Genomic DNA, 19015 nt, shown 5'->3' with positions numbered 1-19015 from the left:
TAATTTAAATTATTGTTAATGGTTTGACTTATTACCTACCAACAATAATCTACCAACAATTCCTATTAGTTATCTAATATTTAAAACTGTATGCTATTACTCAAGTGATAAACCTGAATGACGTTTTACTTGTCCTATAACCCCTTGCCTCCACACCGCTTGAGTAGTTGCTATTGTTAATTGTTTTTTGGCGCGAGTAATTCCAGTGTAAAGTAATTCACGTGATAACAATTGGCTAGCATTTATTGCAGAGCTACTTACGCCGCTATTTTGAGATTCACTTTCTGTTTGTGAAAGTACCATAGCAACATGTGAAAATTCACTGCCCTGAGTCTTGTGTATAGTCATGGCATAAACACTTTCGTACTGGGGTAAACGCGACGGTAATATTTTCCTAATACCATCAGTCGCCGATGCATCTTCAAAACAAGCCATTAAGTGTTTAATACCATTAGTATCTTCAATATGCCAAATTAAGCCGATATCACCATTATACAGACCTAAGCGATAGTCATTTTGATTTATCATAATAGGCAAACCGTGATAAAGCATACTTTGCCCATTTTGCCCTTGCGAGCTTTGCAAATGAAATGGCGTACTTTGACCTAAATAAGCCTTAATAGTTTCATTAAGTTGCTCTACCCCATAATCACCTTGTCGTGTTGCGCACAAAACTCTAAATTTTGACAATAAAGTAAAAGCTGCTTTGACATCATGGTAACTGGCTATAGGTTGAAAGTACTCTTTTACTAAAGGTGCTAACCAGTGCTCAAGCGCTCCTTCTGCAAGCACTAATTGCTTTTCGGGAACTAGAGTTTCAGCTTGAGATGGCTCGGTAGTATCTGCTTGCATATTATTAAGTAACTGCCAACTATTTTTAGCATCTCCTTTAATCACCGCAGAAGCGATCAAACCAATACCGCCTTTACCATCAAAACGACGAGATTTAATTAAAAAGGTTAAATAATCAGTTTGATTCAACAGAGTATACTTTGTTTTAATTGAGCTTAAAGCTTGTTGCTGCATGGTATTTAACTGACAAACATCAGCTAAATAATGTTGATTTTCTTCGCTGTAACCGCTATGTGGACGTGGTGCTATATCTGCTAATACGCTACCTGCCGCCACCGACGGAAGTTGATCGGCATCACCGAGTAATATTACCTTGGTTGACTCCTTTAAAGCACGAAATACTCGAGTCATTAAGGGTAAGTCCACCATAGACACTTCATCAATTAAAACAATATCGTACGATAATTGATTATGTTCATCGTGCCTAAAGTTAGGCGAATTAGGAATAACCCCTAATAGACGATGAATGGTTTGTGCTTGGCTAGGAATATCAGAAAGTATTCTCTCATCTATAAAGTCTTTAAAGCCATTAATAGCATCAAGGATAGATTCGGATAAGCGCTGTGCTGCTTTACCAGTGGGGGCAACAAGCGCGATATTTAATGCTGATGTTGTTTGTTTACCTTGCTCAGGTTGCTTAATTTGTTCTGCTTTATTTTCTTGTTCAAGTTTTACTAATGCCGCTAATAATTTAGTTACTGTGTAAGTTTTACCAGTTCCTGGTCCGCCGGCAATAACACTAAAGTTTTTATTAATGGCATTCGCGACCGCAATTTTTTGCCAGTCAACCTCATTGTCGTTATTTTGTGAGTCATCAGGAAACAGTTCGTTAATACATGCACGAATATCATCATCACTATATCGGCACGGCGCTATTAAACGCGTTTTAATACTTTGCGCTAACGTTTGTTCAAATTGAAAATAACGACGCATATATAACTTGTCATTATCAAAAATAATGAGCTGCTGATCTGCTACTTGCAGAGGTAATTCGTTTAACCACTTTTGAAAACAAGCCAATGAGGCAAAAACAAAACCAACATGACTCAGCTCGTAATTTACTGATTCATCTTCATTCACCACAGCGTTACTCTGATCATTTAATGCTGTAGCGCTAGCTTTAGGCACAGAAGTATAGCTTTTACCCCAGTGTTGACCTGCAACATCAGACAAAGGTAAGCAACTATGACCAGCACGTAAACTCGCGCTTAACGCTAAAAATAAATGATATAAATTAGCGTATTTATCTGCTGTAACTTGCTCACTTATTTCGCTAGATTCAATTTGTTCGATAGGTTCAATTTGTTGAGTATTTTCTGTAAAAGCACTTGCTAAAGAAGTTAGCACTTCTTTAGCAAAAAAATAATCGATAGCTTCAATACCAGCAATAGTCGAGTTAGCTTCATTAAAATGGCTGTAAATTGATTTGCGCATACTAAGCCTCCTCTGCTTTTATTTCAGGGCTTACTGAATACTTAGCCGAAAATATATCATCTAGCTGATTAATTTCTTTCTCGCTAATGTCTCGATAATAAACACCACAGCCTTGGTGTTGTGATGTATTTTTCATGCCGCGTAAATATAAATAATACACGCCGCCAAAATTTTTATTTACATCATAACCTTGTAAATTTTGTTGTAAATATCGATGCAAGGCTAACGCATAAATAAGGTATTGTAAGTCATAATAATTCTTTTCGACGTTATCGAGTAAAGCACCAAACTGATAATCGCTAAAGTTATCGCCTAAATGATTCGATTTATAGTCACAAAGATAATATTTACCTTGGTATTCAAAAATCAAATCAATAAAACCATGCATCATACCTGATAGCTTTTTATAACTTGGCAAGCTTACCGGATATTTCTGTTGGCTATTAACACTACCTCTTAAATTATTATTTCGATGATCGGTTAGCAATTTAGCTAAAGCACTTGTCCCTTGCCCTCCTTCCATCGGAAAATAAAATTCACTTTCGCGTAATGTTTTATTTAGCGGTAATTTAGCAAGTATTGCAGGAGTGTCATTTAACTCGTTATTATCTTTATCTACATGACTAATAGTTAATGGTGTATTGATCACTTGTGTTAGCCAATGCGCTAAATCATCAGCGGTAAAAACCTTAGCTTTACTATCGCTACTACTGCTAATTAACGCGCCATATTTTACTAAGGGTTGTTCAAAAGCAACTTGCCAATCGGGTTGACAAAAATCGGTATGTTCTAAAATATCATGCAATAAGTTACCGGTATGTGCGCCTTTAGCAAGTTTAAAACAAATATTGTCGGCACTAGCATCATCTATTGGATTGGATTCTGTTGAGGTTAGCTTAACAGAATCACTATCCCTATCAGGATTTGAAACTCCGGCATGTCGAATATTTCGACTCAATGCGGTAAATGAGCTTAACCACCAATCACGTTCAATATTGCCGTTAAATTGGCTAACTGTTGGTACTGTTATAGCGGCATCCGCTAATTCAATACCTGAGTGGGCTAATATTTCATCTGCCAAATTATCTTTATCAAGTGATACTTCACGAATGCCGATAGCATGCTCTGCACTGGCTTTGAGTGTTTGTAGTGCTATGGTCAAATTGTCTTCTTCTTGTAGCTGTAAAGTTTGACCTAGTGGTGATAAATGATAGTTCTCAAAGCCACAGCACAATATATAACAGCGTTGTTCAGCTCGAGTTACCGCTACATACAATAAACGAATACTTTCGGCATAGGCTTCATCACGCATGGCTTCTTTAGCCTGCGTTGAGCCATCTAAACTCAAGCATAAGTTTCCGTTTTTATCATGATACTCAAGATAGTTAACCGATTTACCGCCAAATTTTAAGGGATCTTTTTGCCGACAAGCAAACGGAATAAATACATACGGGTATTCAAGTCCTTTAGAGCCATGTTGAGTGATTAAGCGAATAAGGTCGCCATCACTTTCTAAACGTAATTCCGCTTCTACCTCGTTTGTTTCAAGATGACATTGTTGCTCAAACCAATGCAGTAATTCTTGCCCCTGACTTAAACGGACACTTGCCGCTTGTAATATTTCAAACAGGTGTAAAATATTGGTTAAACTACGATCTTTACTACCTTGTCGACTAGTTTGTAGATTACTTTCTGGCACTTTAACTAAATTGTGTAGTAAGTTAATAGCCATAGTAATAAAACCTTGTCGTTGCCATTGCTTGCGATAATCAACAAAAGTAAATTTTACACTTTGGTAGGCTATTTCATCTTGTTGTAATTGATACAATTTGTTGGCATCGTAACCTAATAAGCCGCAAGACAAGGCAGCAACAAAAACTCGTTCGTTTTCAGGCAATAAAATACCCTTCAATAAACACAATAATTGTTTTGCCTGAACAGAGTGAAATAAGTTTGCGCGATCAGACAAAAACACACTATCAAGCCCAGCTTGTTGTAGGGCATCTTTTATATCTCGCGCTTCTGCGCCATCTCTCACTAAAATAGCAATGTCTTTCGGTTTAGCTAACGCTTGTCCTGTTTGTTGATTAACACTGAGTAAGCTCGTTATTTCGTTAGCACACCACTGTGCAAGTACTGGGCGGCTGTTTTGTTTTACTTTGCCCGTTTGGCTTTCGTCTTCATTACTAAAATGGATAAACTGTAATGCTTTGTTGTTGTCATCACTAACATCAACCGTGTTAGAGCTCTCATCAACCAATTCTGTATTTGCAGATTCTTCACCTGCTAAACCTTTACCTGAAAGAACCGGTGAGTATGGAATACCAAAGCCAAATACACTCTCAGAGTTCTTCCTGTTCGTTGCTGAAACTGAAATAGTTTCATCAGCCCCTTTATAGGAAAACAGTTGGTTATAACCAGCAATCATTTCAGGTGTTGACCGCCAATTAGTGTCCATCAGCCAATGATAGTCACAACCGCTACGAGCATTAAGATAAGCAAAGATATCACCACCGCGAAAGCCATAAATAGCTTGTTTAGGATCGCCAATTAAAAACAAGCCTGCATTGGCTTGTTCGGCACTTTTGCCATAATAAATATTTTGTAAAATACCAAATTGTTTTGGATCGGTATCTTGAAACTCATCAATTAACGCCACGGGATATTGTAGTAATAATTGTTTCGCTAACAGAGTTGCGTTGTCACTAGTAAAAGCAATATCTTTAGCAAAACTCACATCTTCAATTAAGCCGCTATTATCCTTACTTGCGTTAAGGCAATCAGCTAAAGTGTTAATTAAATCATCAAAATCTAAAATATTAAGCGCTTGTTTTTGTTCTATCACTTTTTGACGAATAGCATAAATACCCGATTTAACGATGGCGTAAGCTTTAGCTTTGTTGATTTTATCGGCTATAGTCTTAACTTGCTCTTTCACTGCAATAACAGGTGATAATGCTTCAACTAATTCAACTTTAAATTTAGAGCGCCCATAGCGCCTACCATCAATAAAACTGTCAGGCATTTTTTCATTATTTTTTCCTACTTCAAGCAATGAAACTTCTTCATTAACAATACGATCAAGCCAAGCCGTTAACTGCGCTAATTCGCTACGCCTTAACTCTTGATCTGCGCCTTTTTTAACTAATATCAAGGCGTTTTCTATAAGCGTACTGTTGTTTGTTAAAGCAAGTGATGCTTGACGTACTAGATGGATAAATTCAGCTTCAACATTTGCTGCATCAATCACCGACAATTCACTCGTGTGACTAATCGCTTTACCAAAGCTTGATAAAAAACTATTCGGTGTTGACCAAAATTGAGCAATTAACATAAAGCTATTTTGATCTGCTTTGGCTAAGCTGCGATACCAATCTTGGCAAACTTGTAAAGTAATTTCAGAAGAGTTAGCGGCCATATTGGCATTAAACGGCAAACCACTAGTGAAAGCATATTGATTTAATACTCGCTGACAAAAACCATGAATGGTGAAAATAGCAGCTTCATCTAAAAATAATAGTGCCCGCTTGAGTAAAAACTCTCGTTGAGTTTTTTCTACTCGTTCATTGATTGTTGCAAAATAAGGATCTTCGGCACACAAGCTATCCCAGTTGTTTAATGCTAAGCGAATAAAAGCATCAATGCGGCCACGAAGTTCTTGGGTTGCATCTTTGGTGAAAGTCATTAGTAGTATTTGTTCGACCGTTAACTCTCGTTCAAGTAATAAACGCAGATAAATACGCGTGATATTATAGGTTTTACCTGTACCAGCACTGGCTTCAATAAGGTGTTTACCTTGTAATGGAATAGTTGTCGCATCAAGGTTTTTTAAGGTTATTTCGTTGTCAGGTGTTGTAAATGCTTCAGTCATTATTTAGCTCCCTGCTTGGCTTTAGCGCCTTTTTTAGCTTCGACCTTTGTCACTAACGCGTATAAATCTTGATAGATTAACTCGATATCGGCTTGATAATCGCAATACTGTGGGCATTGTGGCCAAAAATAATTAAGATAATCATCTTCTCCTAAACCGCGAGTATTCATATTACCTAACCAAAACTCTTCAAAACGTGCTTGATTCATTTCTATTAGTTGACCGCGAGACTTAGTAAACACTTTTTCTGCCAGTTCACCATTTAACAATAAGGCTTGTTGTTGCCCTTTAAAGAAAAACTTGATGAGATTTTGGAGTTTTGCTTTCGCATCAGGAATCGTTGTTACAGTAAATTGCTCTACTTTTTGCGATTGAGTATTAAAATAAAAGCCGATACTGTGCGTGACTTGCTTTAACTTCTCTGTACTTTCACAATCTTGTTGTGGAAGCATTTGATCTTGCCACACTTGTAGTACTAGTTGCTGTAAATAGAGAGTAAATTTGTCTTTCGCTTTTGCACTTGAGCTACGGTAATGCACAAGTAAGTTATTTTTTACTGATAACTGCGTAGTTAAAATCACTTCAACGCCATCAACATTCAGCGAGAGTTGGCATGCGATGATTTCAGGATTATCACAATACTGCTGAGTAATTTCTTCACTGAAATGTTGTGCATCCTCTAGATATTCATTAAATAATTTAGCCGTGGTTGGTAAGTCAGGGAATTTTCCTGATAACTGTGCCCTTGTCTTCGCTTGGTTTAAGTATTGTTTAACTTGCTCTTCAGTAAATTCACTATTAGATACAGCACTCAAACTCGTATTAAGAAAATCTTGTCTTAATAAGTAACTTTCTAAACGATTCACCTCAAAAGGCTCAACATCTTCAAGCAGTATATTATTATTTTCAAAATATAAGTTCAGTTGCTGTTGCGCAAATACTTTGGCAGGATGCTGATAAAAGCGAATTAATTGCTGACACGACAGGTTGATGCTTTGAGTATTTAATTCATCTGTTGATTGCGAAACAATCAAACTTTCCTTAATACCGTCTATATCGGCGATTTTTTCATTAGCACTTTCTTCATTGGTACGTTGCCCTAAGGCTAGCCAATTCGCATCAAAACTTGCCCATTTACCGTGATAGTTATGCTCACTAAAAGCTTGCATGGGTAATTGATATGTACTGTCTTGTGTAAAGTCCCAACCATAACCTTGTGTTAAATATTCCATTAATTCTTTAACCACTAATGACGGCTGTTTTTCACTGTTGTTTTTAATGTTGCGTCCTTGGTAGCTCAAATAGAGTGAGTTTCTTGCCGAAATTATCGCTTCAAGAAATAAGTATCTATCATCGCCCCGGCGTGATCTATCGCCTAACTTGGCCTTAGACAATTGCATTAAGTCAAAGCCTAACGGTTGGCGCTGTCGTGGAAACTCACCATCATTTAAACCAAGAACTGCAATAACCTTAAAAGGAATACTTCGCATAGGCAGCATAGAGCAAAAAGTAACTTGCCCTACCATAAACTGTTTACTGGCATCGCCTTGACTAAAGTGTTGTGTTAAATAATCAAGCACAATTAATAGCGAAATATCATCTTCAAAAAGAGCACTATGACAATGCTCAACTAAGCCTGAAATAGCTTGTTCTATGACCATTAAACTATTTTCATAACTAACGTTGTCGGTATCAACGCGGCTAAATAAACTGTTTAGTTGATCGAGTAAGAAAACTTGCCATTGCGCGGCGGTACGGGACTTCTGTAAGTTATTACTAAAATATTGTAACTGTTCAATAAAGAGCATTAATTGGCCGAGTAAAATAGCATCGCTGCCTTCAACATGGCTTAATAAAAGTTGATCCTGATAGATATGTTCACTATCGGCAAAAGCGAAGCCTCGTAATAAACGCGATAAACCTTGTTGCCAAGTAAATGAAGCGGTAGCTTTATCACCTAACAATGATTGTTTATGAGTTAAGTCTAGCCCCCAATGTACGGTCGCTTGTTCTAACCAAGCTGAAATTTTAACAAGGTCTTCGCCGTTAATGTTAAATTGACTGGCCATTGCCGGTAAGCGTAAAAAAGCTAACAATTGCGATACGCCAAATCGACTATCAGGCAGCATTAACAATTCTGTAAAAGCAGCAACAAGCGGGTCGCTATCTTTCGCACTACGATCAGCTATTGAACAAGGTAATGGCGGCACTTCACCTGTAATGTCTTGCCAACCACGTGCAAATACTGCATTTACGTAAGGGGCGTACTCTTCAATTTGCGGACACATCACCAAAATATCTTTTGGTGTTAAATTTTTATCCTGATTAAATTGATGTAATAAATAATCATGTAATGCTTGTACTTCACGCAACGCACTATGGCAGCTAGTAAAAACAATGGAGTCATCTTGCAGGTGTTTTTTACTTGCAGCGTTATCAACTAAGTCATCAGCCCTGCTAATGCTTGCATCGGTAAGTGACAAAATATCGTTTTGTATTTGATGTAAAATGCTCTCAGGTGTTTCACCTTCTGTTTGTGAATTTTTCGCTTGTTCAAATAACTCTATGTCTATGGTGCTGTATTCTTGCAACATAGACATAAACTCACGCCCTTGTTGACCTAAGTTGGCTAATAACGAATTACCGACAAAACTTTGTACATCGTCTACACCATCGGCCCACTGAGAGAGCTTACCTTTAGCATTTAATAAGGCCTGACTTAAAGCGCTTTTTTGGGTAACAATATCGCCCCAATAAGAAAAACATGGATTTAGATGGAAAAAATGGACTTCAACGTGCTCACTCAGTGCATTAATAAAATCTAACCACATAGGAGCCATGGTGTTTAAACCAAAAAAGCTAATTCTTGAAGGAATAAGCTCTTTTTTAGACTCAATATTCGCAATTGCATCTTGCATTAATTCAACGGGGTTATAAGGTAATTCAGTGATTAATAATTGCCATAGTTTACCTTGCCATTTATGTTCACTGGTCGCGATGTTTTCTAAGCCATCAAGATCGAATTTTCCCTGTTGCCAACTGTCAAGCCATTGTGGTCTAAAAATCAAATACTGCTCGTATAAATCGGCTAATTGTGTGGCTAATTGATAACGTTTTAATTGTGCGTGTTTACCTTTAATATTTATTGTTTCAGTCTCAATTTCGTTTGGTTTATCACCACGCCAATAGTGTGTAGCCTGACTAAAATCATCATCTGTAACTACTGATTTTTTCCCTAAAATCGCATAAATACGCCAGCAAAGCACCTCTCTTGAATAAGGAGACTGATCTGGCACCTTATCATCGCTAGCTAGCGAACGTATTAGCTTCCACAAAAATTGAGCAGGTAACGCGTAACGCATATTCATACTAATTCCACGTTCTTTCGCAATCGCTAAGTTTAACCAATGTTGCATACCAGCATTTTGTACAACAATAACTTCTTGATTGAATACGCCGAGTGGAGAAAGCGCTGAAATCTTGTTAAGAAGCAATAACAAATTTTCCATTTTGTTCGCGGGATAAAGGTAAATCAAGATGGCGGCCCATTAAGTAAGGTAAGTTAAATTGCGGTTGTTTTTATCGTACAAAATCAATCATAAAAACAAACACAAATTTAACCACATGGCACTACCGAACACTAGTAAAATGTCAGCTAATTTTAATTGCGTATAATAACCAAACAATTCATTTAAAACAGTCTGAATTCAGATAAATAAGTGCTCATTAGATTGACAATAGATAACGTTTTTTACAGCATGATGATAGCCATAAGGTGACAAGATAAGTGGTAGGTTTTTAAATAAAAAAGAACGATATTTTTTACGTAATATTTATACGTCAAAAATATCGTTAGTTCTAAAGGTAGTGAGCTATTTAATAAATATTAAGTGTTTTTGATAGAATTTACCGACTAAAGGTACTTTATATTCTTGCCCTTGGGTAGCTGAATATAACCCCATTACCCAAGCGATAATAATACCTAAGTTAAGTGCCCAGCCTACTAAAGGGATTAAGGTAAGAAAAGCGCCGGTAATAATTAAACCGATAGATTGGCGTAAATGAAAACTTACTAATGTTGAATTGTGCTTACCGTTAATCACCATGGCTGCTATCCAACCAATTAAAGTTAAGTAACTAAGCGTTGACACTAATATAACCGTTTTATTAATTTGTCCATGGTCAAGGTGATCAAAAACATTCTCATAATCTTTTGGTATATGTGGCATAGCGGTACTCCTGAGCTAATATCATGACTAAAATATAGTTATATTTATAGCTAAAAGTTTAATGTTTAAACTTCACTATTGGGCAAAATTGAACAGATCTCTGTAATGAATTTAGCCATCAAAAGAAAAGTAAAACTTGAAAGTACTATATATAAACTTAGCCAAAATTTATGTTTTCAACAAGCTATTAATTTATATAAAAGCAGAGAATAAAGGTTAAATGTTTCAATTTTATGATAAATATTAAACAATATTTTTTATTATATTTATAACTAAAACCATCGCTAAAGTTAGCATGTTATAAAGTACATGCTTGCCAAAGATAAAAATTCAGACGTATTAACACAACTAACTATTTGATAATATGTGTTTTATTTAGCGCGTTATGTGAATTTCACTCACGTGATTAACTTTTATTATTTGAGTTTAAGGTCTGTTTAAAGTCTTTATATTGTTGCTTCATCAAACTTATTTGTTTGCCTTTTTGCTCAACACTCAAGTCTTTATAACAAAGCATATTATAACTAACCGTAAGGCGGGTGAAGCTAATAGCAAGCTCTGGATATTGCTCTCTAATATGTTTGGCAAAATCATTCACTGTCATCGAAATTGGTTTATCTATACCCTGCTTTGCTAATCTATTTAATGCTTGGTTATACAATATTTGCCACAAAGCGACATTTTGCGACTTTGTTTTTGTCCTATTAATAAAATGCAGTAATAACAACAGTATTAGCATACTAACAACTAACGAAACGGCAATAATCAGCGCCAACTTCCACGAGGCCATGTTACCAAACCAACTTTTTAATAAGTCATATTGTCGTTCTGCTGTAAATCCAATAACCCAGCGTGTCCATTGGTAATCAAGAGCATCAAACTGTAAGCGTAAAGTGTTCAACCATTCTATGTTCTTAACTTGATACAAACTAAGCAAATCATTGTTCAACGATGATTGCTGTTGCAATAACTCATTTGACCAACCAGAGTTTACTCGTTCTGGATCAACCGCTCCTGTTGGATCAATTCTTATCCAACCTTTATCTTCTACCCATATTTCAGACCAAGCGTGGGCGTCATATTGATAAATGCTTAAATGACCTGTTTTAACTCCTGATTCTTGATCAGTGCTGCCATTATATTCCCCTCCTAAATAACCGGTAACCATACGTGCTGGAATACCAGCAGCACGCATAATAAAGGTAAAACTACTGGCATAATGGACACAAAAACCGGATTTTGTATCGAAAAAGAACTGATCTAGGCTATTATCACTTAAAAGTGGTGGCTGTAATGTATATGCATAACCTTGTTGGTTAATAATATTAAGTACCGCTTGTGCGCGTGCTTTCGGCTTTTGATAATCATTTTTTAAGGTTATCGCTAATTGCTCTAATTTAGGGTTACTTCCTTTTGGATAAGCTAAATTACGCTGTTTACTCTCAGCTGATAGCTCCAAAGATAAAGGTAACCACAAATAACTATTAAGTTGATAAGACTTTGCTTGGGTAATGACCTTTTTACTCATAAAGGTGTAATCATCTTTCGCTTTAATATTAAGAGTCTCTGTTGACTGCTGATTTTCATTAACTAAAACCGCTGGCGCTAAAGCAAACAAATATTTTTGAAAACTTGGCGCTACGGTTATTTCATAGTTAAGTGGCGATAATGAAGATGTATCTTGGTTATATATTATTTCTTCATTTAAATCTAAACTAGTAGCCGTTTTGTCTTTTGATTTATTACGAGTCCATTGTTTGCCGTCATAATCTTCTAACACCATAGCTCGCCAATAAAGTGTTGAATATGCGGGTAACTCTTGTTGATCAAAATCAGCACGAAATGCCAGCTTTGTTGAGCGAGTTAAATTAGCAATATCACCCGGTTTAACCGAGTCTGACAAGCCTGTTTCCGCCGATTTGTTGGTAGGCATTTGCCAAAAAGGCGATAGCCTTGGAAAAACTAAAAAAAGTACTACAGCTAAAACAGTACTCTGCCCAAGTAAAATAACAATCACTTTAATATCGCTAACAAAGCGTTTTTCAATTGAAAAATACTGCAGTAGTACCGCTAAATTAATAATTAATAAAACGATTGTTAATAGCGAAAAGGCTAAATCTTGTTTAAAGATAAGCGACGAGGCTAAAACGAAGATACCTAATAAGATTAACTGATAAAAATCGCCACGTGCTTTTATTTCAAAGGCTTTTAGTGCATACGAAAAGCAAAGCAAGTGCAACATACTGATCAGTAAACCAACTTGTCTTGCTGTTAAGGCAATGGCAATACAGCCAAGTAATGCGAATAAGCCCAAAGCGATAGTTGCAAGTTTACTTTTAGAAAACAGGCCACTAGCCAACGCCTTATTTTTATCTAAGTTTTGTTTTTTGTTGAGTAAAATCGCCTGCCATAGTAAAGATAAGGTAATAACTGATAGCATCCAAGTACTTAATTCAACGGCTATCATGCCAATATTTAAACATTGGCAAAGCCAAAGCAACCAAGCATGCTTGTTGTTTAAACAAAACTTATTTTTTAACAAAGTATCAGTGCTATCCGCGGCTTTAGCATTTTTTTTACTTGTAGTTTTAGTTTTCGCATTAAACCGCGATTGTACTTTCTTATTAGCCATCATGAATATAAAGCCAATGCCGTTAAACAAGCTATTTGATGTTCAATCCCTGTATTTGGCGATATCATCATTTTATTTAATTGCTCTGTGTTCTCTTGCAAGTTATTGCTGGTCGCTTGACTCGACAGCGCTAAGCCGAAGGTTTGATTAGTGGCAGTAAATTCGCCAATAAGAAAACTCAAATAACGGAGTTTTGTTTCCAGATTATTACTCGGCATGTCAGCCAAAGTTAACCACTGCAAACTCCCCTGGCTACCTTGATAATGCTTTGAGTAATGGCCTTGCCCTTTCGCAAGTAACTTCCATGCTGTTCTTGACTTTGATTCACCTCTAACAAATTTTTTTAATTCAGAAAAGTCATCTGTACCGGGTAAATTAGTTGTTTGAAAACTGTCTACATTAGCTTGCTCGGCTTGTGCTGGAAGTTGATATTGCCCAGTTACTAAACTTTTAGCCTTAGGGTACACAATGGCACAATGACCAAAATCTAATACACTTTTACTTTTAAACAATCCTAATGAATATTCACTAAATACCGTTACTCTGCCAAGTTTATATTTACCGCGTTTAGGCGGTTTATACGTAAGGTTGATGGTTTGTGTGCCTTGGCAACACGGTACACATTTCTCAATAGGACTATTAAGGCTTTTATTAGTGAAGTGAACATTAATATCAAAATGGGTCTTATCAGCCGTAACATTAATGGGGAAATATAATGTATCCTCCGCAAAACCTTGCTGCACAGGGTTACTTTGAAAACGTAATTTTGAAAAATTATAAAAACTATGTAGCATTATGCTGATGAATAAACTTGCCAATAAATAACTAAACAACAAAATAATATTATTTTGATAATTAGTTCCCAATAAAAACACTAAGACCACAAAAGCTAAATACGATAAACCAAAACGGCTTGGGTAAATCATAATGTTACGGCTATTAAGTTGATGCGACTTTTGGCTAGGGATACGTTTAGCTAACCAATATTCAAATTTTTTATGTAAAAAATTGCTCACGGGCTTAGGGATAAGATCTGTTAAATTAAATCTAAACATTTTAGGCATAGTCATTTTAAACATAGACGTTTTAAACATAGACGTTTTAAGCATAGTTTTTTAAACATAATTGTTTTCAATATAGTTAGGCTTAAACATGACCGAGAGGATTTAACACATCAACACTACTTAGTATTTTGTTAGCAACACTTGATGCATTACTACTACCAAACTGTTGACTTGGCTGCATTTCTAAACGGTGCTGACAAACAACATAAAATACGCTTTGTACATCGTCAGGCAAAACATAATCACGATTATCAATAAATGCCATGGCCTTTGCCGCTTGTAATATTGCTTTAGATGCCCGTGGTGATAATGGTTTACAGCTAATATCTGACTGTGCTTCACTTTGATAAGTATTTTCAGTATTAACATAAGCACGTCGGCTTACTTGGCATAAGGCTATTATATATTCAAGCACATCATTTGAAACCGATATTTGTGATACAGCTTCTTGCATAGTCATCAATTCATCTGGCGAAATAACAGCGTCATGCTCGTTATTGTTATGCTTTAACGCTGATGATTCACTAATAAACTCTTCTGTATTCAATTTTTGATTGGTGCGCTGTGTGGAGCTTAATAATATTTTCTTTTCTGCTTTTAAATCCGGAAAACCTAACGATAAGCGCATCATAAAGCGATCAAGTTGCGATTCGGGTAAAGGATAAGTACCCGCATGAAAAAGCGGGTTTTGTGTGGCAATAACAAAAAATGGTGTTGGTAATTCATGGGTTTCGCCATCAATACTCACTCTATGCTCAGCCATCGCTTCAAGTAATGCACTTTGTGTTTTAGGACTAGCGCGGTTAATTTCATCAGCAAGTACTACCTGATTAAAAATAGGTCCTTTGTGTAACTCAAAGCGGTTTGTTGCTTTATCAAATATTGAAAAACCTAAAACATCCGCAGGTAATAAATCATTAGTAAATTGGCTTCGTTGATAACTTAAGCCTAACGTTACTGCTAACACATGAGATAGTGTGGTTTTCCCCATACCAGGTAAATCTTCAATGAGTAAGTGCCCTTGCGCGAGTATACAAGCCAGTGCTAATCGACACTCTTTAGGTTTACCTAACACCACACTTTCAACCTTGGTTAAAATTGCACTGATAGCCGTTTGGCTAGCTTGTACTTTATCAGTTAAATTATTGGCTGAAGACAATTGTTGTGAAGAAGCGGTAGCTTCAATCGATGTGTTTATCGACGGAGAAAAAGGTGGCGTTTGCGGCATAAAAAAACGTCTACTTATTAAGAATCAAGTAGACGTTTTATCATGAATTGCGATCAAAGGGAATGATTAGCCAACTCCCTTGTAATAGATCACAAGATAATCGTATTATAAACTAGCTGTTAGTTTGACGACGTTTAATTACAGCATCATTTAATTGGCTTAATAAGGTTTCAGTATCATCCCAACCAATACAAGCATCAGTAATACTTTTACCGTAAACTTCAGCTTTACCATCAACAAGACCTTGATTACCTTCAACTAAGTGACTTTCTACCATAACACCAAAGATGTTATCGTTACCTGCACCTATTTGTTCACTTACATCGCTAGAAACAAGCATTTGGTTTTCAAATTTCTTCTTTGAGTTACCGTGACTAAAATCAATCATCACTTTGGTGTTTAAACCACCTGCTGTTAATTGATCGGTAACCTCTCTCACACTCTCACTATCAAAATTAGTGGTTTTACCGCCACGTAAAATAATATGACAATCACTGTTACCTGTTGTTTCAACGATTGCTGCATGACCAAACTTAGTTACTGATAAAAAGTGATGTGATGCTGCTGCTGAGCCAATTGCATCAATTGCTACTTTAACTGTGCCGTCTGTGCCATTTTTAAAACCAACTGGACATGAAAGACCCGAAGCCATTTCACGGTGAACTTGTGATTCTGTAGTACGAGCGCCAATTGCGCCCCAACACATAAGATCAGCCATGTATTGTGGCGTTATCATATCTAAAAATTCACCTGCGGTAGGTAAACCTAAATCGTTAATATCTACTAATAACTTACGACCTAAACGTAAACCATCGTTTAATTGAAAGCTATTATCCATATAAGGGTCGTTAATTAGCCCTTTCCAACCAACTGTTGTACGTGGTTTTTCAAAGTAAACGCGCATAACAACTTCAAGACTATCTTTATATTTTTCACGTAGTTTTACTAATCGATTAGCATATTCAAGTGCGGCTTTTGGATCATGTATAGAGCAAGGACCAATAACCACTAATAAGCGATCATCTTTACTTTCAAGGATGTTATGAATAGCTGTTCTACCTGCAACCACTGATTCAGTAGCTTGCTCTGATGCAGGAAATCTTTCCAATAATGCTATTGGAGGCAGTAAATCTTTTAAATTATTGATGCGTACATCATCAGTTTTGTACATATTTCGACTCTCGACTACGGTTTTATAACTTTTAATTGCTTTAAATAGATAACTAATTTTATGGTTTAAAACTATTACTAAAAGCTAATTAATTTATAACTAAAATTTTGGACATTAATTTACCAGTCTTAAAGATTGAATACCATGAATAATTGCTGATACTGGCTCGTTTATAGAATAAATACCCTAAAGAGAGCCCTATTTCAGCTTATTTAAGTAATGCATGCCCTTCAGGTAATTGTTTAGCAATCCAAAGCGCAAGTTTATGTTTCATGTTTGGTTGATCTTCATTGTCAATTGCTAATGGTTGAATAAGTTTGTCGTTCACTAATAAACGATACAAGCTTTCAACTTTGTCTTTAGCTGAATTGGTAGGATCAAAATTTTTATAACCTCGATTAACGGCATATTTTTCTGCAATTAATATTGCTTTTTTAAGTAACTCAGCTTCATTTTTTAATTTTTTCATTGAGTGTTAACCTTTTTTTAGTCTTTATTGGCAATACCATGCAATAAAGACAAATAAAAAACAAGCATAAACACCGGCTTAACTAATTATCAATAACGGCTATGTCCACGTTTAAATAAATATGACTTGCTTTGAACGGAAACAAGCTAATCATTAGCTCTTAATACCCATCTTAATTTAGTAACAGCCCATTACATTACTGATATTACAGTTTTACATTTATTTGCAAACCAGTTACGTATATAATTGACGCCTATTACGTGCATAACTTCTCCCCTTTAAGATGACGTTTAATAAGTTACTGGCTTTACCTTACTTTTTAATATGCTTTTGCTTTTCTAGTGCAAGTTACGCACAAGTCTGCTCGTCTGAAATTCAGGCAAACATTGGTGTTTATGGTCAACTTGAGGTTGAACATACTCACGAGCCTGTTATTTCCTGCACAGAGTTTGTTATTGTTAATAAAGTGTATTTTGCACACGATTTAATTGCTTATCACTTCATACCTTCTAAAACACCGATTAAATTTAGTTTGTGTAATAGAGACCCTCCCTACGTTCTCCCAGCATAACCCTTACTATTTACTTATTTACAGATAACCTTTATCAACTAAATGTTATCAAGTATATCTATAGGTAAATCTCGTTTTAATACTGAGACTTTAATTACTGACTAAACAATATAGTTAGTCTAGTCTCGCATGCTAACTAGTAGTCCATAATTATGATTAATACCGTTATTCTTGTACTCGTAATCATCAGCTTTTTGATGATAATTACTGAGGACATCATCCACATCAACAAAGCTAAAACCACGTTGTTTTTTGGTACACTTTGTTGGATCCTAGCTTTTATATTTCCAATAAATAATAGCCATCCCAGTGAAATTACCCATGAATTAAATGAAAACCTTTTAGAAATAGCCACACTTTGGCTCTTTCTTATGTCTGCCATGACTTTTGTAGCCTACTTAAATAGCAAAGGCTTTATTTCAGCTCTTGTACAACGTATTTTGCCACATAGTATTTCTGAGCGCGGTTTAATGTTTGTTATCGCTATATTTGCCTTTGTGTTCTCATCTTTTGCCGATAACGTTACCGCAACACTGGTTGCTATAACTGTGGTAATGAACTTACAACTAGAAGTTAAAAAGCGTTTAAAATATGCAACCCTAATTATATTTTCAGTAAACAGCGGCGGTGTCTCACTAATAACGGGTGATGTAACCACGTTAATGATTTTCCTAGAAGACAAAGTGACAATTTCAAACTTACTTTTATTAGTTGTTCCTTCTTTTATAGGGGTATTAACCTTAGCGAGCCTTTTATCGTTAAAGTTAAAAGGCAAGGTAACACTTGCACAAACACGCATTAAAATTGAAAAGTCTGACATTATTATCGCCATGATTTTTGTTTTTACTATTTCAGGTACTTTACTCGCTAACGTATTATTTAAAATTCCGCCCGTATTAAGCTTTTTGTTTGGCTTGTCGGTTATGTTTTTAGTAGCTAAATTATTGCCTAATAAAAACAATACAGATGTTTTAAACTATGTGCGTGAAGTGGAATTTGATGCCTTGCTTTTCTTTCTAGGGGTTTTATTACTGGTTGGTATTTTAAAGGTAATTGGCGTATTAGACGGCTTTACTGAAATGTACCAATACTTTCCTGCTATTGGCGTTAATTATGTTGTCGGCTTTATGTCATCACTTATAGACAACGTACCTTTAACTGCTGCTTTATTAAAGTCTGGGGTTGAAATGCAAGTAACCGAATGGCTTACATTAACCTATGCTGCCGGTGTTGGTGGTTCAATCTTAGTTATTGGCTCTGCAGCAGGTATCATTGCAATGAGTAAAATAAAAGAGCTGAACTTTATTAGTTATTTACAAAATATTTTCTACTTAGCTATCGCTTATACGGTAGGTTATATTTGTGTCTATTTTGCGGCTAATTGGGCACTTACTTAAAATTCATAAAGTAATTAACACTAACGCATTACTTTAAGCATTAAATAAAACGCAGCCACTTAATTAAATAAGTTACTGCGTTTTTTGTACTTCAATA

At 35.9% G+C, this 19015-nt stretch carries 10 protein-coding genes; 1 reads left to right on the top strand and 9 read right to left on the bottom strand.

Annotation, left to right across the window (positions count from 1 at the left end):
• Positions 1-96 precede the first annotated feature (96 nt).
• The 9 genes from recD to KO502_RS07340 form a co-directional block, all read right to left on the bottom strand.
• Positions 97-2286, bottom strand: a complete 2190-nt coding sequence (gene recD, locus KO502_RS07380) for an exodeoxyribonuclease V subunit alpha (RefSeq protein WP_216021930.1) — start codon at positions 2284-2286, stop codon at positions 97-99.
• A gap of 1 nt (position 2287) precedes the next feature.
• Positions 2288-6157, bottom strand: coding sequence for an exodeoxyribonuclease V subunit beta (recB, locus tag KO502_RS07375; RefSeq protein WP_216021929.1), 3870 nt, complete (start codon positions 6155-6157; stop codon positions 2288-2290).
• Entirely contained in the window at positions 6157-9693 is a 3537-nt protein-coding gene (gene recC / locus KO502_RS07370; protein ID WP_216021928.1) for an exodeoxyribonuclease V subunit gamma, read from the bottom strand. The genes recB and recC overlap by 1 nt, the downstream gene beginning before the upstream one ends.
• A 336-nt stretch (positions 9694-10029) precedes the next feature.
• Positions 10030-10386, bottom strand: coding sequence for a hypothetical protein (locus KO502_RS07365; protein WP_216021927.1), 357 nt, complete (start codon positions 10384-10386; stop codon positions 10030-10032).
• A gap of 406 nt (positions 10387-10792) precedes the next feature.
• Complete coding sequence (locus tag KO502_RS07360; protein ID WP_252730601.1) at positions 10793-13021, bottom strand: DUF3488 and transglutaminase-like domain-containing protein; 2229 nt, start codon at positions 13019-13021, stop codon at positions 10793-10795.
• Positions 13018-14088, bottom strand: coding sequence for a DUF58 domain-containing protein (locus KO502_RS07355; protein WP_252730599.1), 1071 nt, complete (start codon positions 14086-14088; stop codon positions 13018-13020). Before KO502_RS07355 ends, KO502_RS07360 begins: the two co-directional genes overlap by 4 nt.
• A 76-nt stretch (positions 14089-14164) precedes the next feature.
• Positions 14165-15310, bottom strand: a complete 1146-nt coding sequence (locus KO502_RS07350; RefSeq protein WP_216021926.1) for a MoxR family ATPase — start codon at positions 15308-15310, stop codon at positions 14165-14167.
• A gap of 112 nt (positions 15311-15422) precedes the next feature.
• Positions 15423-16481, bottom strand: coding sequence for a 3-deoxy-7-phosphoheptulonate synthase AroG (aroG, locus tag KO502_RS07345; RefSeq protein WP_216021925.1), 1059 nt, complete (start codon positions 16479-16481; stop codon positions 15423-15425).
• A 208-nt stretch (positions 16482-16689) separates the two neighbouring features.
• Positions 16690-16950 (bottom strand): DUF5062 family protein, encoded by a 261-nt coding sequence (locus KO502_RS07340; RefSeq protein WP_216021924.1) that lies wholly within the window; start codon positions 16948-16950, stop codon positions 16690-16692.
• A 723-nt stretch (positions 16951-17673) separates the two neighbouring features.
• Here KO502_RS07340 and nhaD point away from each other — a divergent pair.
• Positions 17674-18918, top strand: coding sequence for a sodium:proton antiporter NhaD (gene nhaD, locus KO502_RS07335; RefSeq protein ID WP_216021923.1), 1245 nt, complete (start codon positions 17674-17676; stop codon positions 18916-18918).
• Positions 18919-19015: the final 97 nt, after the last annotated feature.

The organism is Colwellia sp. E2M01 (assembly GCF_018860585.1).
Lineage (GTDB): Bacteria > Pseudomonadota > Gammaproteobacteria > Enterobacterales > Alteromonadaceae > Colwellia.
This window is presented reverse-complemented; position numbering and strand designations above follow the sequence as displayed.